This is a genomic window from Luteibacter sp. P1_D3 (assembly GCF_056406135.1).
The window spans coordinates 100726-123860 of record NZ_JBFUAT010000022.1 but is presented as its reverse complement, the minus strand read 5'-3'; the positions used below and the strand labels follow the sequence as shown (position 1 = coordinate 123860).

The 23135-nt window shown below is 64.1% G+C and carries 22 protein-coding genes; 12 read left to right on the top strand and 10 right to left on the bottom strand.

Going from position 1 to position 23135, the window contains the following annotated elements; genetic code table 11:
• Positions 1–138: 138 nt before the first annotated feature.
• Positions 139–603 carry a heme-degrading domain-containing protein gene (locus tag AC1DYM_RS14985; protein ID WP_477339612.1) on the top strand — a complete coding sequence of 155 codons (465 nt, stop codon included), beginning with the start codon at positions 139–141 and terminating at the stop codon, positions 601–603.
• Here AC1DYM_RS14985 and AC1DYM_RS14980 read toward each other — a convergent pair.
• From AC1DYM_RS14980 to AC1DYM_RS14970, 3 genes are read right to left on the bottom strand one after another with little or no spacing between them, the layout of a single operon-like run.
• The gene (locus AC1DYM_RS14980; RefSeq protein ID WP_477339610.1) at positions 569–2200 is read right to left on the bottom strand and encodes a GMC oxidoreductase; all 1632 of its coding nucleotides are present in this window, start codon (positions 2198–2200) and stop codon (positions 569–571) included. The two genes, AC1DYM_RS14985 and AC1DYM_RS14980, sit on opposite strands and share 35 nt — an antisense overlap.
• Positions 2200–2589, bottom strand: coding sequence for a VOC family protein (locus tag AC1DYM_RS14975; RefSeq protein ID WP_477339608.1), 390 nt, complete (start codon positions 2587–2589; stop codon positions 2200–2202). Before AC1DYM_RS14975 ends, AC1DYM_RS14980 begins: the two co-directional genes overlap by 1 nt.
• A gap of 56 nt (positions 2590–2645) precedes the next feature.
• Complete coding sequence (locus tag AC1DYM_RS14970) at positions 2646–3368, bottom strand: VOC family protein (protein ID WP_477339606.1); 723 nt, start codon at positions 3366–3368, stop codon at positions 2646–2648.
• 137 nt (positions 3369–3505) lie between these two features.
• Here AC1DYM_RS14970 and AC1DYM_RS14965 point away from each other — a divergent pair, with 137 nt between their 5' ends.
• Together AC1DYM_RS14965 and AC1DYM_RS14960 are read left to right on the top strand one after the other, a co-directional pair.
• Positions 3506–3697, top strand: coding sequence for a hypothetical protein (locus AC1DYM_RS14965; RefSeq protein ID WP_046969577.1), 192 nt, complete (start codon positions 3506–3508; stop codon positions 3695–3697).
• 82 nt (positions 3698–3779) lie between these two features.
• Positions 3780–5771 (top strand): CocE/NonD family hydrolase, encoded by a 1992-nt coding sequence (locus AC1DYM_RS14960; RefSeq protein WP_477339604.1) that lies wholly within the window; start codon positions 3780–3782, stop codon positions 5769–5771.
• A gap of 138 nt (positions 5772–5909) precedes the next feature.
• Here AC1DYM_RS14960 and AC1DYM_RS14955 read toward each other — a convergent pair whose 3' ends face one another.
• From AC1DYM_RS14955 to AC1DYM_RS14945, 3 genes are read right to left on the bottom strand one after another with little or no spacing between them, the layout of a single operon-like run.
• A complete protein-coding gene (locus tag AC1DYM_RS14955) occupies positions 5910–6239 on the bottom strand; it encodes a hypothetical protein (RefSeq protein WP_477339602.1) in 330 nt (109 codons plus the stop codon).
• A gap of 14 nt (positions 6240–6253) precedes the next feature.
• Positions 6254–7021, bottom strand: a complete 768-nt coding sequence (locus tag AC1DYM_RS14950; RefSeq protein ID WP_046969575.1) for a LytR/AlgR family response regulator transcription factor — start codon at positions 7019–7021, stop codon at positions 6254–6256.
• Positions 7014–8255: a histidine kinase gene (locus AC1DYM_RS14945; protein ID WP_477339599.1), complete on the bottom strand. Its 1242-nt coding sequence runs from the start codon at positions 8253–8255 to the stop codon at positions 7014–7016. The genes AC1DYM_RS14950 and AC1DYM_RS14945 overlap by 8 nt, the downstream gene beginning before the upstream one ends.
• Positions 8256–8469: 214 nt before the next feature.
• Here AC1DYM_RS14945 and AC1DYM_RS14940 point away from each other — a divergent pair, with 214 nt between their 5' ends.
• Entirely contained in the window at positions 8470–8811 is a 342-nt protein-coding gene (locus tag AC1DYM_RS14940; RefSeq protein ID WP_046969573.1) for a hypothetical protein, read from the top strand.
• 56 nt (positions 8812–8867) lie between these two features.
• On the opposite strand, the gene AC1DYM_RS14935 is transcribed toward AC1DYM_RS14940, so the two are convergent.
• The 3 genes from AC1DYM_RS14935 to AC1DYM_RS14925 all read right to left on the bottom strand — a co-directional run bounded on the left by AC1DYM_RS14935 (position 8868) and on the right by AC1DYM_RS14925 (position 12639).
• Positions 8868–9797 carry an LD-carboxypeptidase gene (locus AC1DYM_RS14935; RefSeq protein WP_477339597.1) on the bottom strand — a complete coding sequence of 310 codons (930 nt, stop codon included), beginning with the start codon at positions 9795–9797 and terminating at the stop codon, positions 8868–8870.
• 252 nt (positions 9798–10049) lie between these two features.
• A complete protein-coding gene (locus tag AC1DYM_RS14930; protein ID WP_477339595.1) occupies positions 10050–11030 on the bottom strand; it encodes a helix-turn-helix domain-containing protein in 981 nt (326 codons plus the stop codon).
• A 220-nt stretch (positions 11031–11250) separates the two neighbouring features.
• Positions 11251–12639 (bottom strand): Hsp70 family protein, encoded by a 1389-nt coding sequence (locus AC1DYM_RS14925; RefSeq protein WP_477339593.1) that lies wholly within the window; start codon positions 12637–12639, stop codon positions 11251–11253.
• Between the two features lie 122 nt (positions 12640–12761).
• On the opposite strand from AC1DYM_RS14925, the gene AC1DYM_RS14920 reads away from it, so the two are divergent.
• Positions 12762–14507 carry a M28 family metallopeptidase gene (locus tag AC1DYM_RS14920; RefSeq protein WP_477339591.1) on the top strand — a complete coding sequence of 582 codons (1746 nt, stop codon included), beginning with the start codon at positions 12762–12764 and terminating at the stop codon, positions 14505–14507.
• A 106-nt stretch (positions 14508–14613) separates the two neighbouring features.
• On the opposite strand, the gene AC1DYM_RS14915 is transcribed toward AC1DYM_RS14920, so the two are convergent.
• Positions 14614–16035, bottom strand: a complete 1422-nt coding sequence (locus AC1DYM_RS14915; RefSeq protein WP_477339589.1) for a porin — start codon at positions 16033–16035, stop codon at positions 14614–14616.
• 304 nt (positions 16036–16339) lie between these two features.
• Here AC1DYM_RS14915 and AC1DYM_RS14910 point away from each other — a divergent pair, with 304 nt between their 5' ends.
• From AC1DYM_RS14910 to AC1DYM_RS14880, 7 genes are all read left to right on the top strand, one after another.
• On the top strand, positions 16340–18598 hold the full coding sequence (locus AC1DYM_RS14910; protein WP_477339587.1) for a TonB-dependent receptor: 2259 nt from the start codon (positions 16340–16342) through the stop codon (positions 18596–18598).
• Between the two features lie 313 nt (positions 18599–18911).
• Positions 18912–19097 (top strand): hypothetical protein, encoded by a 186-nt coding sequence (locus tag AC1DYM_RS14905; protein WP_477339585.1) that lies wholly within the window; start codon positions 18912–18914, stop codon positions 19095–19097.
• A gap of 41 nt (positions 19098–19138) precedes the next feature.
• The gene (locus AC1DYM_RS14900; RefSeq protein ID WP_477339583.1) at positions 19139–19474 is read left to right on the top strand and encodes a hypothetical protein; all 336 of its coding nucleotides are present in this window, start codon (positions 19139–19141) and stop codon (positions 19472–19474) included.
• A gap of 4 nt (positions 19475–19478) precedes the next feature.
• Positions 19479–19853, top strand: a complete 375-nt coding sequence (locus AC1DYM_RS14895; RefSeq protein WP_046969113.1) for a GntR family transcriptional regulator — start codon at positions 19479–19481, stop codon at positions 19851–19853.
• Positions 19850–20707: an ABC transporter ATP-binding protein gene (locus AC1DYM_RS14890; RefSeq protein ID WP_046969112.1), complete on the top strand. Its 858-nt coding sequence runs from the start codon at positions 19850–19852 to the stop codon at positions 20705–20707. Before AC1DYM_RS14895 ends, AC1DYM_RS14890 begins: the two co-directional genes overlap by 4 nt.
• Entirely contained in the window at positions 20704–21669 is a 966-nt protein-coding gene (locus AC1DYM_RS14885; RefSeq protein ID WP_477339581.1) for a hypothetical protein, read from the top strand. Before AC1DYM_RS14890 ends, AC1DYM_RS14885 begins: the two co-directional genes overlap by 4 nt.
• Before the next feature lie 89 nt (positions 21670–21758).
• A complete protein-coding gene (locus tag AC1DYM_RS14880; RefSeq protein ID WP_477339579.1) occupies positions 21759–23006 on the top strand; it encodes a serine hydrolase domain-containing protein in 1248 nt (415 codons plus the stop codon).
• The last annotated feature ends 129 nt before the right edge of the window (positions 23007–23135 follow it).

Below are 23135 nucleotides of genomic sequence, written 5' to 3'. Positions count from 1 at the left end.
TCACCGCGCGAAGGGTTGACGACGACTGAAACACCGCATGTAGCTATAGCTTGAAGCGCAGGGACAAGATTGTTGCTTTTCGCCACGCCCGTACGTCAGGCACTAGAATCCGGGCATGCCTTACGGAGACACCGCCGCATGACCCATCCGACCCTGGACGAACTGGCCGCAGAAGAAGCCGCACTGCAGTTCGACCGCTTCAGCCTCGACGATGCCTGGACCATCGGCAATGCCTTGCGCGAAGGCGCACTCGCTCGGTCGGGAGCCGTCGCCATCGAGATCGCCTTGCGCGATCGCCCCCTGTTCTACACGACGACACCGGGCGCGGACACATCCAACGGCAACTGGATCCGTCGCAAGCGCAACACCGTGCTCGCCCTCGGCACCAGCACTCTCGTCGTCGGCATGAAGCTTGCGAAGGCTGGCCAAACCCTCGAGGCGCGTTACGGATTGTCCCCCGCCGAGCATGCGTCAGACGGTGGCGGATTTCCGTTGCGGCTGCGCTCGCTGGGCGTCATCGGCGCGATCACCGTCTCCGGCATGCCCTCGCTTGACGACCACCAGTTGGTTACGGCCGTGCTGCGTTCGTTTCTGCAACGCTGAGCGCCGTCGCTTCCGGCACGTGGCTCATCACGTGCTCGGCGAGCGCGGTAATGGTCAGGCTGGGGTTGACGCCGAGGTTGGCCGACACCATCGAGCCGTCGCAGACGTGCAGGTTCCGATAACCGTGAACGCGACCACGGCTGTCGCATACACCCGTGCCAGCATCGCGTCCCATCACAACGCCGCCCAGGCAATGCGCCGTCATCGGGATATCGAGGAAGATCTCGGAGAGTGACGTCATCGGGACGCCTCCGGTCGCTTCGGCAGCCTTCATCGCAAACGCATTCGCGGCCGGAATGAACGTGGGAATCTTCGGTCCTTCGGTGACGAGACGACGGCTGAACGGCCAGAACCAACGGCGTCCGAGACGCATGGTGAGCTGGCCATCGAGCGTCTGCATGCACAGCAGGATCATCGACTCGCGTGCCCAGTCCTTCGTGCGCACCAGCCGGAACAAGGCGCGAGGCCGCGTCACACACATGCGCGCGATCGTGAGCAGCCAGCTCAGCCGTCGGTGACGCCCCTGGGTCATCACCGTGGTCAGCAGGCCCATGACGTCCGAACCGGCGGGATAGCGCGTCGCTTCGATGTGCGTATACGCATCGATATGGATGCCCGAGCCGATGGCGACGCCACGGGAGAGATCGTCCGCGGATCCCGGGTAGCGAATGCCGATGAGCGACTCGGCATTCGTGCGAACACCCTGCCCGAGCGTCGCGGAAATCGACGGCAGGGCACCGCTCTCGCGCATACGGAACAGCAGATCCTGCGTGCCCAGCGACGAAGCAGCGAACACCACCGCCTTGCAGCGAAGACGCGCCGACGTGCCGCCCCGACGCGTCGTCACGACATAACCGTCCGAGCCATCCTGCGCTTCGCCGAAAGGACGCACATCCACCACCCGCGTCTGCTCGATCACCCTCGCCCCACGCTTCTCGGCAAGGTAGAGGTAGTTCATGTCCAGCGTGTTCTTCGCCCCATGCCGACAGCCGACCATGCATCCGCCACACCCGATGCATGCACGGCGCTCGGGACCTTCACCGTCGAAGTAAGGGTCGCGGTACACCGTCCCCGGTGCATCGCCCTCCCGACCGAAGAAGACTCCGACGTCCGTCACGTAGAACGACGCCCCCACACCGACGGAAGCCGCCATGTCGCGCAGCCGGAAGTCCGCTGCGGCAAGCCGTTTGTTGGTCGTGACGCCGAGCATGCGCTTTGCCGTCGCGTAGTGCGCTGGCATGATCCGCTCCCACTCTTCCAGCCCCGCCCACTGCCCTTCGCGCCAGACGCTGGCCGGCGGCTCGAGAAGCGTCTGTGCGTACGTGATGGACCCGCCACCGACCGCATTGCCGTTCAGGACGATCACGTGACGAAAGAAGCGCATGCCGAAGAAGCCATGCATCCCGAGAGCTGGTGACCACAGCCAGCGCCGCAGGCTCCAGTTGGTCGCTGGCAAGGTATCCGGCGTCCACCGCCTGCCCTGCTCGATCACCGCGACGCGGTAGCCCTTTTCGGCCAGCCGCAGCGCGGATACGCTCCCGCCAAAGCCGGAGCCGATGACGATGTAGTCGACATCGACGTCGGCGACGCCTTCCATCAGGCGCTGACCGGTGAACAGATCTCTACGAGACAGCCGTTGAGATCGCGCACGTAACCCACCTTCTGGCCCCAAGGCTTTTCTTCCACCGTCTTGACCGCGAGGGCACCCGCGGCGACGGCCACGGCGCACGCCTCCTCCGGCGTGTCTGTAACCAGGCAGAGCTCGATGCCCGCCGGCAGATCCCGCGGGCTGTTCGGGCGGATAGCCAGCCCGTTCATGTCAGCCATCGCCTCGCCGGCGAAACTGAGCGTCGTCTCGCCCGTCGCCATCTCGGCATAGAGGCCGCTCTCGTGGATGAAGCGTCGCGTCAAGCCGAAGGCAGATTCGTAGAAGGCCACCGTGGCGGTGACATCGGGAACGTAGATGAGCGTGTAGCCGAGACGCATGTGAGTTCCCCTGAGCCGTTTCGAAGCACCGATTCTGGCGGCATCGACATGAAACGTCACCAGACAGAGATCGCACCGCGCATGCGCTTCCCGAACGAAGTGGATTCCGGGCTGGCCGTGCTCATCCGCCACCCCTCCCCGTCGGTCACCACGACACCAGGCAGGACGCCTTCGATGAGCAGTTCGATGCCTCGCGCCCCCGGAAGCCGTTTCCCTTCCGGAAACCAGGGACGGTGACGGTCCACGACGATGAGCAGTCCCTCGTGATCGCCTATCGGAGCGAACCCGTCGGCCACGTCGCCGAATGGCAGGAGGCCAGTCGCCACGACGAGGTGACGAACGAGCGCCGGGACATCACCGGTCGGCAGCCCCACCTCGCTGACGCAAGCGATTTCGCTGCTACGGAACCCGGCCGCGATGGGGCAACCGAGGCCGAGCGGACGTCGCCCGATGAGTTCGAGCACCGCGTCATGGGGACCGGCGAAGTAAACCGAATCCGAATCCCATACGCCTCCGAGTCGAAATCGCTCCTGTTCGCGCGAATCGCGCAGCAGCAGCGCCCGCTCGCCCAGCCACGCGCAAGCCGCATCGAACCGGTGATGCGGAATATTGAAAGCAAGGTGGATGCTCCCCGTGTCCGTCGACGTGGGGACGATCTCGATATCGGTCCAGCCGACGTGGACGGTCGATCCGGTCGTCGGCAACTGAAGAACATCGCGGTAGAAAGCCAGGCAGGCGCCCACGTCGGTGGACGGCAGGGTCAGTCGGGTAATGCGCATGAGGGGCTCGGCCTCCGTTCGGAACAGCCATTGAACAACCTCAACCAAAGTTGAGGTCAAGCACGAACGTACACGACTTGCGTACACATGTCGGGCGTAGCCTTGGGGCCATGACACATCGCGACGATCTCCAACGCATGCTCGACCGCCTGGCCACCGAGGTACAGGCCGGCCTGCATGAGAATCCTGACCCCGATGCTTTCTGGCCGACATTCGCGACGCAGTCGAACCTGGTCCTGGAGGCAGCGGGCCCGGAACACTTCGACTGGGTGAGTTCGGAGGTCTCCGCGATCTTGATGAAACACGGGATCTCGGTGCCCGAAGCCTAGCGTCCATGCCAGAAGTCACGGATTTACCTGCTTAGGACAATTTGCCAGACTCGGCCGATCGTCCCGACAACAAGGCTTCAGCATGCGAACCTCGCGCCCTGCCCTCTCTCACGTCAGGACCGCGTTGTCGGTCGGCGTCACGTCTTTTTGCCTTGCACTCGTTGCGGCGCCCGTCGCCGCACAGGCCGTGCAGACGCCCGAGCAGAAAGCCCTCATCGCCAAGCGCATCGACCTCGAGAAGCAGCTCGAAGACATCGCCATCATCGATCGCAAGGTGATGGTGAAGATGCGCGACGGCAAGCGCATGGCGGCGGACGTCTACCGCCCGAAGAACGCGACCGGAAAGGTGCCGACGATCTTCTCGCGCACGCCGTACAACTTCAATTTCTGGGACGTGAAGATCGGTGCGCCGCGTGACATGACGCACGAGATCGAAGCCGTAAAACACGGCTACGCGCTGGTCGAAATGAACGAGCGCGGCCATTACTTCTCCGAAGGCAACTACGACATCCTCGGCGCGCCGCTCAGCGATGGCGTCGACGCCGTCCGCTGGATGTCCACGCAGCCGTGGTCCAACGGCAAGGTCGGCACGACCGGATGTTCATCCACGGCCGAATGGCAGATGGCCGTCGTCGCGGAGAACGAACCGGCACTGGCGACGTTCAACGTGCAGGGCTTCGGTGCGGGCGTCGRCAAGGTCGGCCCGTATTACGAGCAGGGTAACTGGTACCGCGGCGGTGCCGTGCAGATGCTCTTCCAGGCCTGGATCTACGGTGAGCAGAACCAGGTGCGTCCGATGTTCCCCGCCAATACGTCGCAGGCCGACCTGATCCGCGCTTCCAAGGCCTTCGACCTCGATCCGCAGATGCCGCCGGTCGACTGGGACCAGGCGTTCTGGCACCTGCCCGAGAACGAGATCCTCAAGGCCGTCGACGGTCCGAAGGGCATTTTCGCCGATGCGATGGATGTCCCCACGGGCGGCAACATGATTGCGCGCACGCCGAACAGCCCCGCCTGGCGCAAGGGCGGCCTGTGGCACGAAGACATGAAGATCAACAAGCCCGGCCTGTGGTTCATGAGCTGGTTCGACGTCTCCGTCTCGCCGAACCTCGCCGCGTTCAACCAGGTGCGTGCCACGGCACCCAAGGCCGTCGCGGACGAACAGTACGCGATCATCGCGCCGGTGCTGCACTGCGCGTACGCGCGTGCCACCGAACACACCATGATCGGCGACCTGGACGTGGGCGACGCCCGCTTCGATTACCAGAGCCTGGTGTTCGGCTGGTTCGACAAGTTCCTCAAGGGCGTGGACAGCCCGGTGGTCGATAAGCAGCCCAAGGTCATGTACTACGTGATGGGCGAGAACAAGTGGCACAACTCGCCGACCTGGCCGCCGGCCGGTGCGGTGACACGCGACCTGTATTTCACCAGCGGTGGCAAGGCCAACACGCTCTACGGCGACGGCAAGCTCGTCGACACGGCAGGCGGTACCGATCAGCCCGATAGCTTCGTCTACGACCCGGCCAATCCGGTCACCACGCTCGGCGGTGGCGGTTGCTGCCAGGGCAATGCGGTGAAGTTCGGCTCCTTCGACCAGAACCCGCAGCTGACCCGCAACGACATCCTGGTCTACGACTCCGAACCCTTCAAGGAAGGCACCGAAGTGAGCGGACCGATTACGGTGACGCTCTATGTATCCTCCGATGCGAAGGATACGGACTTCACCTTCAAGGTGATGGACGTTGGCACGGACGGCAAGGCGTTCAACATCACCGAGAACATCCAGCGCATGCGTTACCGCGAGGGCTATGACAAGCCGCCGGTGTGGATGAAGGATGGCGAGGTCTACAAGGTCACCTTCCAGCCGATCGACACGAGCATGTTCTTCTACCCAGGGCACAAGCTGCGCGTGGCGATCTCCAGCAGCAACTTCCCGCGCTTCGACCGCAACCTCAACACCGGTGGGAACAACTACGACGAAGCCAAGGGTGTGATCGCGCACAACGCGGTGCATCACGATGCGGCGCATCCGTCGAAGATCACCTATACGATCGTGCCGCGTACATCGCCCTGATTGCCGTCGGCAGCGGGTTGCCCGCTGCCGCGGGATCGCCGATACATCGGCTCCTACAAAGCACGGGTTGCTCCGTACCCTCTGTGGGAGCCGCTTCGCTCGGTGTGGGAGCCGCTTCAGCGGCGATGCTCTTGCAGGTCACCCCGCCCGGCAATCGGCGGACACCTTGCCCTCGGATGTCGTAACGCATTGGCGGAATCCCGCCGGCAGGTTGTCGAGGCGCAATGCCTCGGCCACCGACAGCGAGAACACGCGGACCTGCGCCTCGCCGTTGAATACCGTGTAGTAACAGCGACCGCTCTGGCTCGCCTTGCATTCGAACCACGCGCGGCCCATGCGCACGTCGGTCAGGCTGTCGAGGGTCACCTTTCCGTTCTCTTGTGCCGTGGCCACGATGCTGCGGTTCTGCGCGTCGGTGCAACCGGCGAGGTTGAGGAAGCAGTAGATGATGGCTAACAGGGTGCGCATGGAAGTCTCCTTCGTCACATGGCGCGGAAGATGGCCATGAACGGCTGACTCACATTCAGGGTTTCGGGGCGCCCTCGCAGGCGCAGACAGCCCTTGCCGGTGTCGTCTCGCTCGACCGAGGCGACCTGGCGCAGGTTGACGATGGTGGAACGATGGATCTGGCGGAACGTCCTCGGATCGAGCTGGCGTAGCAGCTCGCGGATCGGGCGACTCAGCAGCGCGTCGCCCTCGGCGGTCGCGACCACCGTGTACTTGTTGTCGGCGCGGAAGTAGATCACATCCTCGACGAGGATCAGGCGCGTCGCCTTCCCGGCGCCTGCGGTGATCCAGGTGAGCGGCTCGTCGGGCACGTCGTCGAAGCGCCCGATCAGGTCTTTTGCCAGGTCACCGGTGCGGCGTGCGTGCCGCGCTGCATCGGCGAGTCGGCCGCGTAGCCGCGTTACCGCCTGGGCAAGCCGCTCGGCGACCACCGGCTTGAGCAGATAGTCGATCGCGCCGCGCTCGAACGCGTCCACGGCGTACTGGTCGTACGCGGTCACGAAGACCACGAGGGTGTGCGGGCTGGCATCGGCCGCCGCCGCGGCCACTTCCATGCCGGTCAGGCCCGGCATGCGGATGTCGAGGAAAGCGACGTCCGGCTGGTGCGTGACGATGGCTTCGAGTGCCTCGCCACCGTCTTCGCAGACGGCCACGATCTCGAGCTCGGGCCATGCCTTGGCCAGTTCACGCTGGAGCGCTGCGGACAGCAGCTTCTCGTCTTCGGCAACGATGCACTTAGGCATGATCGCTCACTCCCTTGGCCGGTAGCGTGATCGTCGCGGCGACACCGTTAGGGAAGTTGTTGCCGATGACGAAGCTCGCCGTCGCGCCGTAAGTCAGGCGAAGACGCTCACGCAGGTTTCTCAGGCCGATGCCGGTACCCGAACCTTCGCTGCGAAAACCCATGCCATCGTCGGCGACGGTGAGTGAGAGCAACCCACCTTCCACGCGGCCCCGTATCCATACGCCGCCACCGCCGGGCTTCGGCTCGAGGCCATGCTTGATGGCGTTTTCAACCAGGGTCTGCAACATCATCGACGGCATCGGCAGCGCGGCGATATCGTCGGCGACCTCGGTATGCACAGTCAGTCGCTCGCCCATGCGCAGCTTCATGATTTCCAGCCATGCGGTCGAACGTTCGAGTTCCTGCCCGAGCGTGGACAACGAACCATCCGTGCGTGGCAGGGAGCGGCGCAGGTAATCGATCAGGTGACCGAGCATGCGGTCGGCGCGGGCGGGATCGGTGCGGACCAGCTCCTGTGCGCTGGCCAGCGTGTTGTAGAGGAAGTGCGGTTCGACCTGGGCCTGTAGCAGGCCGAGCTGGGCGGCCGTGAGCTCCTTCTCCATGGCCGTCTGCCTGACGTCGGCACGCTCGCGATTGCGCCGCTCGGCCAGCCGCTGGGTCAGTGCGCGCACCAGGGTTTCAACCGCCTCGAGCGATGCGCCGCCGTCGGGATTGAACCAGTCCATCCACGCACTGCTGTCGGGCTCGCAGACGAACATGACGCTGCTCGAACCATCGGCCGGCGTGATGGTGGCCGAGATACGCGTATTGCGCTCGAACGTGCCGTGCTGCAACGAGCGACGGCGGCGCGGCATATCCGCGGGCAGGAGCGGTACCGTCGCACGGATCTGCAGACCGCCGCGGCCCCCATTGATGTCCTGCACGTGGGGTACTTCGCGGATCACGGCGTCGACGATGTCAAAGGCTTCGTCGGCACCGTAAGGCACCTCGACACGACGACGCTGCCGGTTGGACAAGGTCTCGCCATCGATGCGTCCAGCGATCGTGCGCACCCGGTAGAGATGCGTGACGCCGCGCCCCAGTGCGATGAGAAGGCCAACGAACCAGGCCAGCGTGACGAACCAGGGAAGTTCGCCGTGGTGCCAGTCGAAGATGCCGAACACCACCAGCAGCATGCACCAGGCGGCGAACCATGCGACAAGCACACGACCGAGGAATTTGAGGCTGGCCATCGCAAGGCTCCGGAACGTGACTGCGACGGAGCATACGATGCGGGGCGGGCCTTCCTCGACGCGTTTCCGACGAAACGCCGGATTCGCCGACGAAACCCTGCGAAAGCGTCCTTCTGCGCCGCAGCATGACCTGCAGGGCCCGATGGGCCATGCTCGGGCGGTTGGCTCTAGCGGTGGGGACCGCGAGCCACGACAAAGACAAAGGGGTTAACGCATGGCTTTGCTGCTCGTCGTTTTCGCTGTCGTTGTTCTCGCGATCTATCTCGGCATCAATATGCTGCCGAAGAATCATCCTGCCAACTGGCTGCTCGGTATCGTCGGCGGCGCCTGCCTCGTCCTGGCGTGGTACGCCATTTTCCGACCGATGATGATCGCCACGGGCGGTTCCGATCCGTCACTGATCACACTGGGCCTGCACGCCGCCGGCATCGTTTCCTGCGTGCTCGGCATCGTCTGCCTGGGCGTGTGCGTGTGGCGAGACCCTGCACGATTCTGGATGCTCTCGATCGTCTTCATCGGCGTGATCGGCGCCACCCAGGTCACGGCGCTCGGCTGAGCGCCGTATCACCGGCCTGAGCCCTGGGGCTCAGGCTTTCTACGGCTCAGGCCCGATCAGGCCTTATACGGATAGCCAGTCACGAGCAGTTCGGCCGTGCCGTCAGCGACGTCGAGTACGGCGCGGGCGCCGAACGGCAGGGTCCACTTGTCCTGCCCGTGACCGAACGCAAGACCACGAACGACGGGAATGCCGCAGGCTGCGGCGAAGCGATCGAGCGCGTGCTCGATGTCGTAGCCGTTGTCGTATTCGCTGACGCGTTGGCCGCCCAGTCCGCCCAGGATGATCGCCCGCTGCGTGGCGAGGACACCGCTCAGGGATAGCTCGTACAGCATCCTCTCGACGCGATAGGCCTGCTCGCCCGTCTCCTCGACGTAGAGGATGCCGTCGTCGATCACGGGCAGGTACGGCGTACCGATCAAACTGCAGAGTGCCGAAAGGTTACCGCCCCATAGGGTGCCCTCGGTGTGGATGTCCTGCTGCCCTTCCGGACACAGCCAGCTGATGTCGGTACGCGGCGACTGCAGGGTCTGCCAGAAGTGCCGCCACGTGTTCTCGCGCAGGTACCCGGCACCGAAATCCTGGACCAGCATGGGACCGAAGAGCGAGCCGATCCGGCAGCGCGCATACAGCGCGCACTGGATCACCGTGAAATCGCCATGCCCGACGAGCACGCACGAACTCTCTGCGAACCGCGCCGACAGGCCTTCGTAGTCGAGGTGTGCCAGTAGCGCGATGGCCCCGTAGCCGCCGTGAATCGCCATGACGACGTCCGGCAGCGGCAGGTCGGGGTTGGCGAGCTGATTGATGTCCGCCGCGCGCTCGGCGTCGCTACCGGCAAAACGCAACGACACGCGGTCGACGACATGGGCGCCGAGGACCGTGTGGCCCGCGGCTTGCAGGCGTTCAATGCCTCGCTGGCAGGCGGCGCGATCTTCGGCGTAGCCGGAAGGAGCTATAAGACGTATCTCGAATCGTTTCGACATGACTGGCAGTGCGTGACTTGCACTACCAATACCTCTACGGGCGCGCAAAGGCAACCCGAAGTTGTCCGACGCGGGCTCAAACGCCCCGCTGCGCACCTGCGCRGTGTGACTGATCACGGCCATCTCCACTGGATCGATCCAACACGCCCGAATGGACGTGATGGGATCGATTAGAGAAGGAGGACGCCGGTCCCGTTGATCAATTGCGGCAACGGGATAGTCGTAAACGGCAGCGTCCGTGCGCCGTGATCGCTACCAGCCTTCGAACTCTTCCGCGGGGGCCAGATCATCCGCAGGTGCGCTGCGTACGAGGGTCTCCCGCGGCTGTTCACCGAACACGCTGCGATACTTCTCAGCGAAGCGCGAGAGATCCCACATGCCGCAGCTGAGTGCCACGGACTTGACCGAGCGTCGGCCGGCTTCCGCCGTGACGAGGCTGCGGTGAGCCGTGCACAGCCGAAGCATGGCGAGGTAGCGGTTGGGCGGAATGCCCAGCAGGTCGTCGAACGCATAGCGCAGGCCGCGTTCGCTGGCCCCTGCCGCCTGGCAGAGCTCCTGTGAGTAGATATCGCGACGCAGATTGGCACGCATGAAGCGCTCCGCGCGTCGCATGACCTGGTAATGCGCACGCCGACCGCGCGAGGCGACCGGTCGCTCTTCGGACGATGATCCAAGGGCGACACGAATGTGCTCGTCGAGCAGGTCCTCGACCGGCCCGAAGGCCAGATCCTCGACCTCGCGGACGCGTTCGCGTATCTGCCGGTAAGCGCGTTTGAGATGGTCGGAGGTCACCGAAAACAGGCGAAGTCGTTGCGCGGCCATGTCCACATCGGCGTGGTCGGAGGCCATGAATCGCGCGCGGAAGCGTGCATACGGGGCAACCACGAGGGTGAACCGCGTGCCGCGCTCGAACATGAAGTCGGTTGGCGTGCCACGCAGCAGCGTCACGCCCATTTCCGACTCGACACCGACGCCCTGGCACCAGCTGCGTTCGCCGGTCTCGTGCAGGTAGACGAGCATGCATGCGTCGTCAGGCACAGTAAGGGAACCACGCACATCGAAGTCGATGTGGCCGGTGAGATACGTAACGCCGTCGTGCGTCTTCGACGCGATCGATGCGCGGGGCCGGGCGGGGCTGAGGGTCAACAGATCGACCTCGCACATGCCCAGTGCCGCGCCCAGACTGACCAGATCGTAATCTTCCAGCCCCTGAATGTTGGAAGGGCGAGTCATGCGCCTACCTCCCTGCGGTTGGTTGTTCCTTTGCCCACCCGTATCCGAACGCTAACCCTTCCCATATGCACCCCCGCAGCATCCACTGGCAGGCCACCCCTGCCGCGACTGAATCTCCATCGGTCGGCACAAACTCACTTTCTCAATCGAGCCGCGCCGACGCTACAACTAACCATGTAATGCAGGACATGCTCGGACATTGTGAATATGCCGAATTAGCTTAGCGACTATCGGAAGCGATTGATGAATTTGATAAAAGTGCTGCTTGTGCGAGCCCAGAGACTACACCCAGCGAGGGGTCGCCGTGTACTACCCGTATGCCGGGAAAACTTGCGCCCACCCGCTCACGAACCTGCGGCGACCGGGACGTGCCGCCAGTGAGAAAAACGCTCGCCGGTGCCTCGCCGATGTCCGCCTGCGCCTGATCGAGAAGCCGCCCCATGCGGTCGAGGAAGTCTTCCGAAGCCGCACGGAAATCGCCGGCAACCGCGTCGATCGTCAGACCTGCCTCGATAAAATCCAGCGTCGCGGAGGCTTCGTCGGATGCGGAAAGATCGATTTTCATCCGCTCGGCCGACTGGTTCAGGCGGGTGGTCGCACCGGTGCCCTGCAGGGCACGCAGGCGCGACCCGAAGGGCTCATCCACCAGGCGATAGTCCTGTTTACGGAACTCGCGCTGCTTGGGCAGGTTGTGCACGCTGGCCGCTTCGACGAAATGGTGGACCGGCACGCCGCTCAGGTCTTTGCCGAACCGCGGCATGAAGCTGTGCAGGCTCACGCCGACGTCGAGATCCGTGCCGCCGCGCGGCAAACCCCAGCTGCGATGCATGATCGGCACTTCGCCGGCGCCGAGTTCGGCATAGGCGACGTCGGTCGTGCCACCGCCGATATCGACGATGATCGCGCGCTGACGCTCCGCCAGCGACTGGTGGTAATGCATGGCCGCGGCGGCGGGCTCCTCGAGGAACGAGACCTCGTCGAAACCGGCGATACGCGCTGCTTCGCGCAGGATGGAGAGGGCCTGCTCGCCGCCGGCCGCCCCCATGGAGCTGCGGAACTCGACCGGACGCCCGATGACCGCCTCGCGGACCGGCGTGCCGAACTGCCGGGTGGCCACCAGGCGAACGTGCTCCAGGATGTGTGCCGCGATGCTGACGATGGTCTTGCGCACCCGCGGATCGAGTTTGTAGCCGAACATCGACTTCGGCGATTCGATCAGGTTGCCCGTGCCTTCTTCAAGGTAGGCATCGACGGCTTCCTCGCCGAAAAGGGCATCCTGGAAGCTGGCCACGGACGCCGAGGCTTCGCGTGTGCGCTCTTCCATCCACTGACGGCGCACGACGCGGATGGCGTCGCGTCGCAGATCCATGTCGCCGCGCGGAGTCCGGCCGGCCTGGCGCTCGTCGAGACGCGAGGCGCGCACGAACGCGTCCACCTGGGCCTCCAGGGCCGGGGTCAGGACGAAGTCGTCGACGTTGGGCACCACTTCGGGGAAGAAAACCGCGGTCCGGAACTGGCGCGCGTCGCCAAAACGGACCAGTTCGAGCTGACCGTCCACGATGGCCGCGGCGGCCGAGTAGCTGGTTCCGAAGTCGATGCCGATACGCATGGGGAGGGGTCTTCCGGGAACGGGATAACCCACCATTATGGGGCCCTTGCCGCCCCGGCGACAGGGCCGCCCTTGCCAGTACACTCGGAGTCCTCCTTTTCCACCCATGGGGCTCCCCGCCGATGCGTCGACTCGCTCTTGCCTGCCTGACCGCCCTGACCCTGGCGGCCTGCCAGTCCCACGACGAAGACAAGACCGCGGCGGCCCCGCCTCCCGCCCCGGCCAGAGCTGCCACCTCGCCACCACCGCCGCTTCCCGCCGTGGCGAACGAGCAGCACACCTTCAGCCCCGAGATCACGCCGGACGACTTCGCCGCCCACCTGCGGGTGATCTCATCCGACGAATACGACGGCCGCAAGCCCGGCACGCTGGGCGAGCGCCTGACCACCAACTACATCATCGAGCAGTTCAAGCGGATGGGCCTGGAGCCGGGCAACAAGGGCGAGTGGGTGCAATCCGTGCCCGCCGTCTCCACCGCGCTGACCGATACGGCCAACGTCAGGCTCGATGTCGCCGAAGGGGGTGGCCAGGAAGCGTTCGCTTTCGGCAGCGACATGGTCGCCGGCACCTTGCAGGCAAAATCGGATGTGGACCTCAAGGACTCGGACGTCGTCTTCGTGGGCTATGGCGTCAATGCGCCGGAGGCCCAGTGGAACGACTTCGACGGTGTGGACGTCAAGGGCAAGACGGTGATCATCCTGGTCAACGACCCGGGCTGGAACGCCAACGACCCGAAGCTCTTCAAGGGTCGCGAGATGACCTATTACGGCCGCTGGACCTACAAGTTTGAAGAGGCCGCTCGCCAGGGTGCCGCCGCCGCGTTCATCGTCCACCAGACCGAGCCCGCTGCGTATGGCTGGAACGTGGTCCAGAGCAGCTGGTCCACGCCCCGGCTCGATCTTCCCCAGAGCGAAGACCCGTCGCCCCGCCTGCCGGTCGCCGGTTGGCTGACCCACGAAGCCGCGCAGCGCCTCTTTACGAAAGCGGGAAAAAACTTCGACGACCTCGCCAAACAGGCCGACGTGCGCGGCTTCAAGGCAGTGCCACTCGATGCCAAGGCATCGATCCACCTGCAAAGCGCGATCACGCATTCGCTGAGCAACAACGTCATCGGCATGGTCAAGGGCAGCGACAAACCGGACGAGGCCATTGTCTACAGCGCGCACTGGGACCATCTGGGCCACGACCCCTCGCTGAAGGGCCATCAGATCTACAACGGTGCGGTCGATAACGGCACCGGCATCGCCGCCCTGCTGGAGATCGCCGGCAAGTTCGCCCAGGACAAGCCAAAGCGCACGGTAATCTTCGCCGCGGTGACGATGGAAGAATCGGGCTTGCTCGGCTCGAAATACTACGTCGCCCACCCACCCTTCCCGCTCAACAAGACCGTCGCCGACATCAACATGGACGCCTTGCCGATCACCGGCGCGACGAAGGACATGGAGGTCGTCGGCCTGGGCCAGGGTGATCTCGAAGACATCTTCGCCGAGGTGCTCAAGGCAGACGGTCGCGTCGTCAGCGGCGATGCCTCACCGGAGAAGGGTCACTATTTCCGCTCCGACCACTTCAACTTCGCCAAGGCCGGCGTGCCGGCCCTGTCCGCCGGCGGCGGCATCGACATGGTGGTCGGTGGCAAGGCGGCCGGTGAGGCTGCCGAGGAAGACTACGTCAAGAATCACTACCACCAGCCGACCGACGTCTACGACATGCGCTGGAACTTCGACGGCGTCACGCAGAACGTCAAGGCGTTCTACGCCCTCGGCGAAAAGCTCGCCGACAGCGATGTCTGGCCGGTGTGGAAAGACGGCAGCGAGTTCAAGGCCATCCGCGAAAGCTCTCTCGCTGCGCCGGCCAAAAAGAAAAAATAACTCCGCACGACAGCTCGTGTAGGAGCCGATTCATCGGCGATCCCGCGGCAGCGGGCCAGGGTGTCGCGAGCACCATCGCCGATAAATCGGCTCCTACCCGACTTGCTCAGTAGTTGACCTGGAGTTGCATGCGCAGCAACTGCCCGTCGATCCGACGATAAGGCGCCGTACTCACATCCGTACGGCGCATGTTCGCCCACGCCACCGCCAGCTCGACCGCATTCGAAGGCTGCCATTCGATGCCGGCCTCGATTTCATCCACCTGCATCTTCGGTGCGTTCGTGTCGAACTTCGCCGCGCCGCGATAGGTCTGCCACTTCGCATACGGCATCAGCGAGCCGTAGTCGCCGTCGAACTTGTACATCACCTGTGCATAGCCGCCACGCAGTGACTGCGTGCGGACAACGCGGCGCGCGACATCGAGCTCCGGGCCCTGCCCCACCGTCCACTCCGCCTGGAACCCGAACGGCTGCGGGTAATACACCACGTGGGCCGCGACGCGACGGTCCGTCGAGCCGGCGACGGGTGCGTCCACCGTCGGGGTGAACGTCCGGCCGTCGATGGTCGCCGAACCGGTCGTCACCTTGTAGCGACCCGAATACGCGTCCGCACCCACCTCGAGGTACTGCCCGTTGGCGAACTTGAACGGATAAGAGAAGTGGATCACCGAGTGCAGCTGGTCGTTGCGATCGGGGCGGTTGGCGCCCTGCCCGTTGTACACGCCGACGCCGAACACGCCGTAATCGCCCGAGCCCTTCAGGCCCGACTTGACCAGGTAGGCGTAGCGCTCCTTGATCTCCTTCGGCGTCCAGTAAAAGAACACACCGAGATCGCGCTCGTCTCGAACGGCGGAGTTCAACGCGTCCGCACGATCGAGGGCGAGACGGTTCTGGCTGGACTGCAGATCCTCCCAACCGTACGGAATCTTCGACTGGCCGGCACGGATGCGATAGGTCTTGTCCTTGTCCAGCCAAAGGTCCGCGTACGCGTCGCGCAGCTGGGCGAAGTTACCGGTGCTCGAACCCGTCGGCGTGCTGGCGAAGTCGGGCTGGATGTAGATCGACATCTTGTCGGTCACGTCGCCACTGATGACGACGCGCGCGCGGCGAATGCCGAAGCCCTGTTCGCGCCCGATGTAGCGATCGCCGGGGGATTTGAGGTCCTTCGCATCCCCGCCGACTTCCTGGTTGTAGCGCATCTGCAGGTAGCCGCGGATGCCGATCTTGTCGTACCAGGCCTTGGCCGCCGGCGTGGCCGACGACGCCGACCTGGCGGCCACGGCGGGCTGCGCGGTGCTGCCTGCCGACGCGGTGGCGGCCGTCGGAGCCGCCGTCGTGGCCGCGACCGGCGCCGGCGTGTCGGTTACCTGGGCGAACTTGCCGAGTCGCTGCCGGCCCGGTCCCGGCTCCGCAAATAGCTGCCGGGTGGCGGTGTCGACGTAGAGCTCGATGGCTTCTTGCGGCGCGCCCTCGGCGGCCGCGGTACCGCACATCGTCCAGAAGGCGGCGGCCAGGGGAAGTCTCTTCATGGTCAGTTGGCTCCGAAATTACTCATAGAAACGGTTGAGAAAAACCTCAAACGTCGGCGATACTGTCGCTTAATGGCGTTAAACGTCGCCAACTCGCTTGATTCACCGGCACGTTATCCGCCCTCCATTGCACTTCGGTGACAGTGGCAAGCGACGCCAATCCACGCAGGTTTCTGCGTTGCAACACTTCCGTCATGCCCACGTCACAAGGGATAATTCGTAAAGACGCTCCCTCGCCAGGGGACCGGCTCGACCGCAGTTGGCGAGGCACTCTCACCCAGGAACCCCCCAGGCGGACCACACCATGTCTCTCGTTAGCTCGCGTCGTATGCCGCGACGTCTCGTCATTGCCCTGTCCATCGCCACGGCGCTCACCGTCGGCCCGGTCTTCGCACAGGACGCCGCGCCCAACGCTCCGAAGGCCAAGACGGCCACGCTGGAGACCGTCACCGTCACCGCTGAAAAGCGCACGGAAGACCTGCAGAAGGTGCCCATCTCGATGACCGTGATCACGGCCGAGAAGCTCGAGGCCTTTGGCCAGGCGGGCGACGGCGTACTCCAGCTCGCTGCACGCGCGCCCAGCGTGTATGCCGAAACCTCGTACGGACGCGAGTTCCCGCGCTTCTATATCCGCGGCCTCGGCAACAGCGACTTCGACCTCAATGCGTCGCAGCCGGTGTCGATGGTTTACGACGACATTGTCCAGGAGAACCCGATCCTCAAGGGCTTCCCGCTGTTCGATCTGGAGCAGGTGGAAGTGCTCCGCGGTCCGCAGGGCACGCTCTTCGGCCGTAACTCGCCGGCCGGCGTCATCAAGTTCGAATCGCGCAAGCCGACCCAGGAAACCGAAGGCTACGCGCGCGTTTCCTACGGCTCGTACGGCACGGCCAATGCCGAAGCCGCCATCGGCGGCAAGATCAGCTCCGACTGGTCGGGCCGCGTCTCCGCCATCGCCCAGCATCGCGATGGCTGGATCGACAACGACTACAAGGGCAAAAAGGACGACCTCGGCGGTTACAACGACCGCGCCGTTCGCCTGCAGGCCCTGTACAAGCATTCCGACGACTTCGACGCGCTGATCAACGTACACGGCCGCCTGCTCGACGGCAGCGCCATGGTCAACCGCGCCAATGCGATCACCCTGGGCAGCGATCAGTTCGTGCAGGGCTTCGACCGCGACTCGGTCTCGCAGGACGGCAACAACAAGCAGCACCTGTTCACCTGGGGCAGCAACCTGCACCTGAACTGGCACTTCGGTGATCTCAACTTCACCTCGATCACCGGCCTGGAGCGCGCGCAGACCTACAGCCTCGGCGACGTCGACGGTGGTTACGACGCGTCCGAGACGCCGGCCCGCCCGAGCAGCACCGACCGCACCACGCCCTTCTATTCCGAGACCGCCGACGCACTGCCGAAGGATCGCCAGATCAGCCAGGAATTCCGTCTGTCCAACGACAGCTCGGAACGCCTGAAGTGGCAGGTGGGCACGTACTACTTCGACGAAGACGTCGCGATCACCAACTACTCGTACGACACGCTGAACAACCACGCCCTCAATGGCCTGGTCGAGCAGAGCCAGCATACGAAGGCCTGGGCGCTCTTCGGCTCGACCGACTACCAGTTCACCGACGCGTTCGACGTTCGTGCCGGTGCGCGCTGGTCGCACGACAAGCGTGACTTCAGCGCGGAGCGTTTCCTTGGCTTCACCGGCCCGATCGGCCCGCTGACCTCCAAGCCGACCGACTCGCGCTGGAGCGGCGACCTCACCGGCACGTGGCAGCTGTCGAAGAATGCGAACGTGTATGCACGCGTCGCCAACGGCTTCCGCGCGCCCAGCGTGCAGGGCCGCATCACCTTCGCCAACAGCATTTCCACGGCACGGCCGGAGACGGTCACCTCGTATGAAATCGGCTTCAAGTCGACCACGGAAGACAACAAGGTCCGTTTCAACGCCGACATCTACAAGTACGACATGCACAACCAGCAGCTGACCGCGGTCGGTGGTGCAAGCAACGTGACCCAGCTGATCAACGCGAAGAAGACCCAGGGCTACGGCACCGAGTTCGACCTCGAGGCCTACCTGACGCCGCAGTTCTACATGACGGCCGGTGGCAGCTATAACCACACCGAGCTGAAGGACAAGAACCTGGCCATCGCGCCGTGCGGTGGTGGCTGCACGGTCCTCGATCCGCTCAATGCAGACGGCAACGCGCTGATCAACGGTAACTCGCTGCCMAACGCGCCGAAGTGGATCGGCACCTGGACGGCCCGCTACGGCATCCCGTACGGCGAGAGCGGCGAGTTCTTCGTCTACACCGACTGGAACTACCGCAGCGAAGTGAACTTCTTCCTGTACGACTCCGAAGAGTTCAAGAGCAAGCCCTTCCTCGAAGGCGGCATCCGCGTCGGTTACAACTGGGACTTCGGCAAGCGCGAGATCGCCCTCTACGGTCGCAACATCACCGACAAGAAGGTGATCACCGGCGGTATCGACTTCAACAACCGCACGGCGTTCGTCAACGACCCGCGCATCATCGGCGTGGAGTTCCGCGCGGAGCTGTAAACCTCCCGCGACCTCGCTCGGCTGACGGCCGGCCCCTCCAAGGGCCGGCCGTTTTCGTTTCGGGCCGGGTTATCGCGAGCACCCATTCGCCGATGAATCGGCTCCTACCGAAGACAGCTCTGGTTCCGCAGGTAAACCTTTTCCTCACAAACCGCATCAGAGCTAGTGCCACCGACGCACCCCACCAGCACAGCGCGGCACGGCATAGGCCATAAGTCATATGGAATTTCACGAAATTCTGGTTGACGACTAAAAATCTGGTGTTATAGTTCACTACAACACCGGTCACCCACACCACCACTGGAGTACTGACATGAAAAGCAACCTCAACGTCGCCGCCCTCGCCGCCGCCTTCGTCATCGCCACCGCCACCCTTGCCGGCTTCCACAGCACCAGCACGGCTGCCGCCCCGCTCACCGAGATCAACGGCACGCACGTCACCGACCTGGCCCCGGTCGTCGTTTACGCCGACGCCGACGCCAACGTCGCCTCCCTCTAAACCCACTGCCCGACCTGCAGCAAAGTCATCGGAGTCGAACCATGAAAGCGCCGAACCTCATCGCACTCACCGCCTCTGTCCTGATCGCCGGAACCAGCGTGTTCGCCCTGCGCTCCTTCGATGACCGCGCCGCTGCACTGGTCGCCGCCCCTTATTTTGTCAACGGCGTCCGCGTCGTCGACCTCCCCGCTATCCAGGTGAGGCCCACCGACGCCGATGTGCGCGAGGCTGTCCTGGCTAGCGAGGCCACCCTGGACTCGGCGGCTGCCGCCATCAAGCGCAGCGCGGAAGATCGCGCCGCTGCGCTGATCGGCGCGCAGCTGGCCATGCCCTACTATTCGTTTGGTAATGCACTGCGCCGCACGGCCAAGGATTAACTACATGTCCATCACCTGGAACGACAGCGTCCCGATTTACCGCCAGCTCCGCGAACGCGTGGTGGCGATGATCCTGGACGGCGCCTTGAACGAAGGCGACCCGCTGCCGTCGGTACGCCAGGTCGCGGGGGATTTTCAGATCAACCCGCTGACCGTTTCCAAGGCGTACCAGGAGCTGGTCGACGAACAACTGGTTGAGAAACGGAGGGGTCTTGGCATGTTCGTGATCGATGGAGCGCGCGACGCGCTACTGAAGAGTGAAAGGGAGCGCTTCCTGCGCGAAGAATGGCCGGCACTGTTTGCCCGTCTCCAGCGCATGGGCCTCGATCTCAAGACTTTGATGCGTGAAGCCCAAGGCTCCACGGAGGATCCGTCATGACCGCGGTCGTTACCGCCACCGGCCTGAGCAAGCGTTACAAGTCGTCACTGGCGCTGGATGGCGCCAGCTTCCAGATCGGATCGGGGCGCATCGTCGGCCTGATCGGCCCCAATGGGGCAGGCAAGACCACGGCGCTCAAGGCCATCCTTGGTCTGACCACCTTCGAGGGCCAGCTCAACGTCCTCGGCCTGGATCCACGCAAGGATCGCGACAAGCTCATGGAACAGGTCTGCTTCATCGCCGACGTAGCCGTGCTGCCGCGCTGGATCCGGGTCAAGGATGCGGTCGACTTCGTCGCCAACACCCACCCCCGCTTCGACCGCGCCAAGTGCGATGCCTTCCTCGCCCGCACCAAGCTGCAGCCGCAGCAGAAGGTGAAACAGCTGTCCAAGGGCATGATCGTGCAGCTGCACCTGGCCCTGGTGATGTCGATCGATGCCCGGTTGCTGGTTCTGGACGAACCTACGCTGGGCCTGGACATCCTCTACCGCAAGCAGTTCTACCAGAGCCTTCTGGAAGACTACTTCGACGAGGAAAAGACCATCCTGGTCACCACGCATCAGGTCGAGGAGATCGAACACATCCTCACCGACCTCATGTTCATCCGCGACGGCAAGATCGTGCTCGACACCGACATGGACAGCCTGGGCGAACGCTTTGCCGAGGTCCTGGTCGGCGCCGAGTTCGCACACGCCGCCAGGGAGCTGAAGCCACTCGATGAGCGCCAGGTCTTCGGCAAGAGCATTTTCCTCTTCGACAACGTCAGCCGGCCCGAGCTGGAACGCCTGGGYGAGGTACGACGTCCGTCGATCGGCGACCTCTTCGTCGCCACCATGAAGGGCACCTACGCATGAAAACCTTCTACTGGTTGGTCAAGCGCGAATTCTGGGAACACAAGGGTGGCTTTTTCTGGGCCCCGGTGATCACCGGCATCGTCTTCCTCGTCCTCAACGGGATGGGCATCATCCTCGGCGAGATCCTGGGCAAGGCGCACTGGGGCGGACTGAAGTTCGGTGGCGACAACATGCACTTCCAGTACAACATGAGCCCGCAGGACCTGCACAACGCAGGCGCCGGCATCGACATCATGCTCTACGCGGTCGCAGCGATCATCCTCGGCATTACCGCCATCGTGGTCTTCTTCTACTGCCTGGGTGCGCTGTACGACGATCGTCGCGACCGCAGCATCCTGTTCTGGAAGTCGCTGCCACTGTCCGATACCTCGACCGTCCTGTCGAAGCTTGCCAGCGCGGCCATCGTAGCCCCGGTCATCGCTATCGTCGTGGGCGTGATCGTCGGGTTGGCAATGATGATCCTCATGGCCATCGCTGCGAGCGTTCACGGAATCGGCCTGTGGGCCCTGATGATGGAGGCACACCCCTTCCGCGTCGTGCTGAACCTGATCCTGCTGATCCCGTTGTATGCGGTCTGGGCATTGCCTACGCTGGGTTGGCTGCTGCTCTGCTCGGCATGGTCCAGGAGCAAACCGTTCCTCTGGGCTATCGCGCTGCCGGTCGGATCGGGCGTCATCGTCTCCTGGTTTGGTCTGATGGGCTCGATCGATATGTCGAGCAACTGGTACTGGCGCAACGTGGTGGGCAGGATGCTCGGCGGGCTGGTCCCGGGCGGCTGGGTCGGCAATGCCTCGCCGATCGTGATGCCCGGTCACAACGACCCGGCGGCGTTGCTCGACAGCCTCGACCTCGCTTACCACTACAGCGCCCTGGCAAGCCCCTCGCTCTGGATTGGTGCGGCGGCCGGTGCGGCGATGATCGCCGGCGCCATCTGGTTCCGGCGCTGGCGGGACGACAGCTGAAACGATGGATCGACGGCCCCTGCGGGGGCCGTCTTCCATTCAGGGGTTACGACATCACGAATCCATCCGCTCGATCACGGAGGTTGGTCATGGTCCGTCCGCCTTGGTTCCTTTTCGTCCCGCTCGCCCTGCTCCTCGCCGGTTGCGCCACGCGACCGGTCGCTCGCGACACACCGAAGCCGCTGCGCGGCGACGCACTCGACCACCGCGTCGTCGAACTCATGAAAGCGGCGAACGTTCCCGGTCTCGCTATCGCCATCATCGAAGACGGCAAGGTCGTCTATCTGCGTGCCTACGGCGAACGCGACACAGCGCAGCACCTTCCCCTGCAGACCGACACCGTCATGTACGCCGCGTCCATCACCAAGATGGCTTTCTCGTACGCAGTGATGGGACTGGTCGACGAGCACCGTCTCGACCTCGACGCCAGCATCGCCAACGACCTGCCCAAGCCGCTTCCGACCTACGAGAAATACGCCGACCTGGCAGGCGACAACCGCTGGAGAGCGCTGACGCCGGCGATCCTGCTCAGCCATCGTTCGGGCTTCGCCAACTTTCGTTTCTGGCAGCCGGGCAAGGATTACGATCCCAACGGCAAGCTGGCCTTCTATTTCGATCCGGGCACACGCTACGCGTACTCCGGTGAAGGCATCAACCTGCTGCAGTTCGTCATCGAGCATGGCAAGGGCATCGATGTGGACACGTTGATGCGCGAGCGTCTGTTCACGCCTTTCGGCATGAGTCGTACCGGCATGACCTGGCGCGACGACTTCGCCAGCAATGTCGCCATCGGCTACGACGAGCATGGCAAGGCGCTCGGGCACAAGCATCGCGAATCCGTTCGCGCCGCAGGGTCGATGGACACCACACCGCATGACTACGCGCAGTTGCTGGCGGCGATGGTTCGTGGCGACGGCCTCAGCCCTTCAACGTATCGAACGTGGCTCACGCCCCAGGTGTCGATCCATTCGCTGCAACAGTTCCCGACCATCGGCTCCCCGGACACGACGGCGAACGACCGCATCCGGCTCGCCTACGGGCTGGGCATGGGCCGCTACCAGTCGGATCACGGGCCCGTGTTTTTCAAATCGGGGCACGACGACGGCACCAACAACCTCGCGGTCTGCCAGATGGACTCGCGCACCTGCATCCTGCTGATGAGCAACAGCTCCAACGGCGAAGGCATCTTCGCTTACCTGCTCGAGGCGACGATCGGCGAGACCTGCTTTCCCTGGTATTGGGAGAACGACATCCCGTTCGACCATCCCGAATTCAGCGGCGAAGCCGGCCGAACGATGCCCCCTGGCACCTGTGTCATGCCCAGGCCCTCCATGTAAACGCAACGCCCCGGCATAAACGTGCGCCAGCGCACAGGAATACCCTTTCCGCTGTATTGCACAAGCGCGACGCAGGGTCTAAAACCAAGGCGACGAAGCGCCCGGTGAGGGGACCGCCGCCTCGATCCG

Coding starts and splice junctions, on each gene's coding strand:
- AC1DYM_RS14945 (WP_477339599.1), bottom strand. CDS start 8,255: ATGGCCAGCCTCAAATTCCTCGGTCGTGTGCTTGTCGCATGGTTCGCC.
- AC1DYM_RS14895 (WP_046969113.1), top strand. CDS start 19,479: ATGTCCATCACCTGGAACGACAGCGTCCCGATTTACCGCCAGCTCCGC.
- AC1DYM_RS14965 (WP_046969577.1), top strand. CDS start 3,506: ATGCTCGACCGCCTGGCCACCGAGGTACAGGCCGGCCTGCATGAGAAT.
- AC1DYM_RS14985 (WP_477339612.1), top strand. CDS start 139: ATGACCCATCCGACCCTGGACGAACTGGCCGCAGAAGAAGCCGCACTG.
- AC1DYM_RS14950 (WP_046969575.1), bottom strand. CDS start 7,021: ATGCCTAAGTGCATCGTTGCCGAAGACGAGAAGCTGCTGTCCGCAGCG.
- AC1DYM_RS14880 (WP_477339579.1), top strand. CDS start 21,759: ATGGTCCGTCCGCCTTGGTTCCTTTTCGTCCCGCTCGCCCTGCTCCTC.
- AC1DYM_RS14905 (WP_477339585.1), top strand. CDS start 18,912: ATGAAAAGCAACCTCAACGTCGCCGCCCTCGCCGCCGCCTTCGTCATC.
- AC1DYM_RS14940 (WP_046969573.1), top strand. CDS start 8,470: ATGGCTTTGCTGCTCGTCGTTTTCGCTGTCGTTGTTCTCGCGATCTAT.
- AC1DYM_RS14935 (WP_477339597.1), bottom strand. CDS start 9,797: ATGTCGAAACGATTCGAGATACGTCTTATAGCTCCTTCCGGCTACGCC.
- AC1DYM_RS14975 (WP_477339608.1), bottom strand. CDS start 2,589: ATGCGTCTCGGCTACACGCTCATCTACGTTCCCGATGTCACCGCCACG.
- AC1DYM_RS14915 (WP_477339589.1), bottom strand. CDS start 16,035: ATGAAGAGACTTCCCCTGGCCGCCGCCTTCTGGACGATGTGCGGTACC.
- AC1DYM_RS14920 (WP_477339591.1), top strand. CDS start 12,762: ATGCGTCGACTCGCTCTTGCCTGCCTGACCGCCCTGACCCTGGCGGCC.
- AC1DYM_RS14970 (WP_477339606.1), bottom strand. CDS start 3,368: ATGCGCATTACCCGACTGACCCTGCCGTCCACCGACGTGGGCGCCTGC.
- AC1DYM_RS14930 (WP_477339595.1), bottom strand. CDS start 11,030: ATGACTCGCCCTTCCAACATTCAGGGGCTGGAAGATTACGATCTGGTC.
- AC1DYM_RS14885 (WP_477339581.1), top strand. CDS start 20,704: ATGAAAACCTTCTACTGGTTGGTCAAGCGCGAATTCTGGGAACACAAG.
- AC1DYM_RS14900 (WP_477339583.1), top strand. CDS start 19,139: ATGAAAGCGCCGAACCTCATCGCACTCACCGCCTCTGTCCTGATCGCC.
- AC1DYM_RS14955 (WP_477339602.1), bottom strand. CDS start 6,239: ATGCGCACCCTGTTAGCCATCATCTACTGCTTCCTCAACCTCGCCGGT.
- AC1DYM_RS14925 (WP_477339593.1), bottom strand. CDS start 12,639: ATGCGTATCGGCATCGACTTCGGAACCAGCTACTCGGCCGCCGCGGCC.
- AC1DYM_RS14980 (WP_477339610.1), bottom strand. CDS start 2,200: ATGGAAGGCGTCGCCGACGTCGATGTCGACTACATCGTCATCGGCTCC.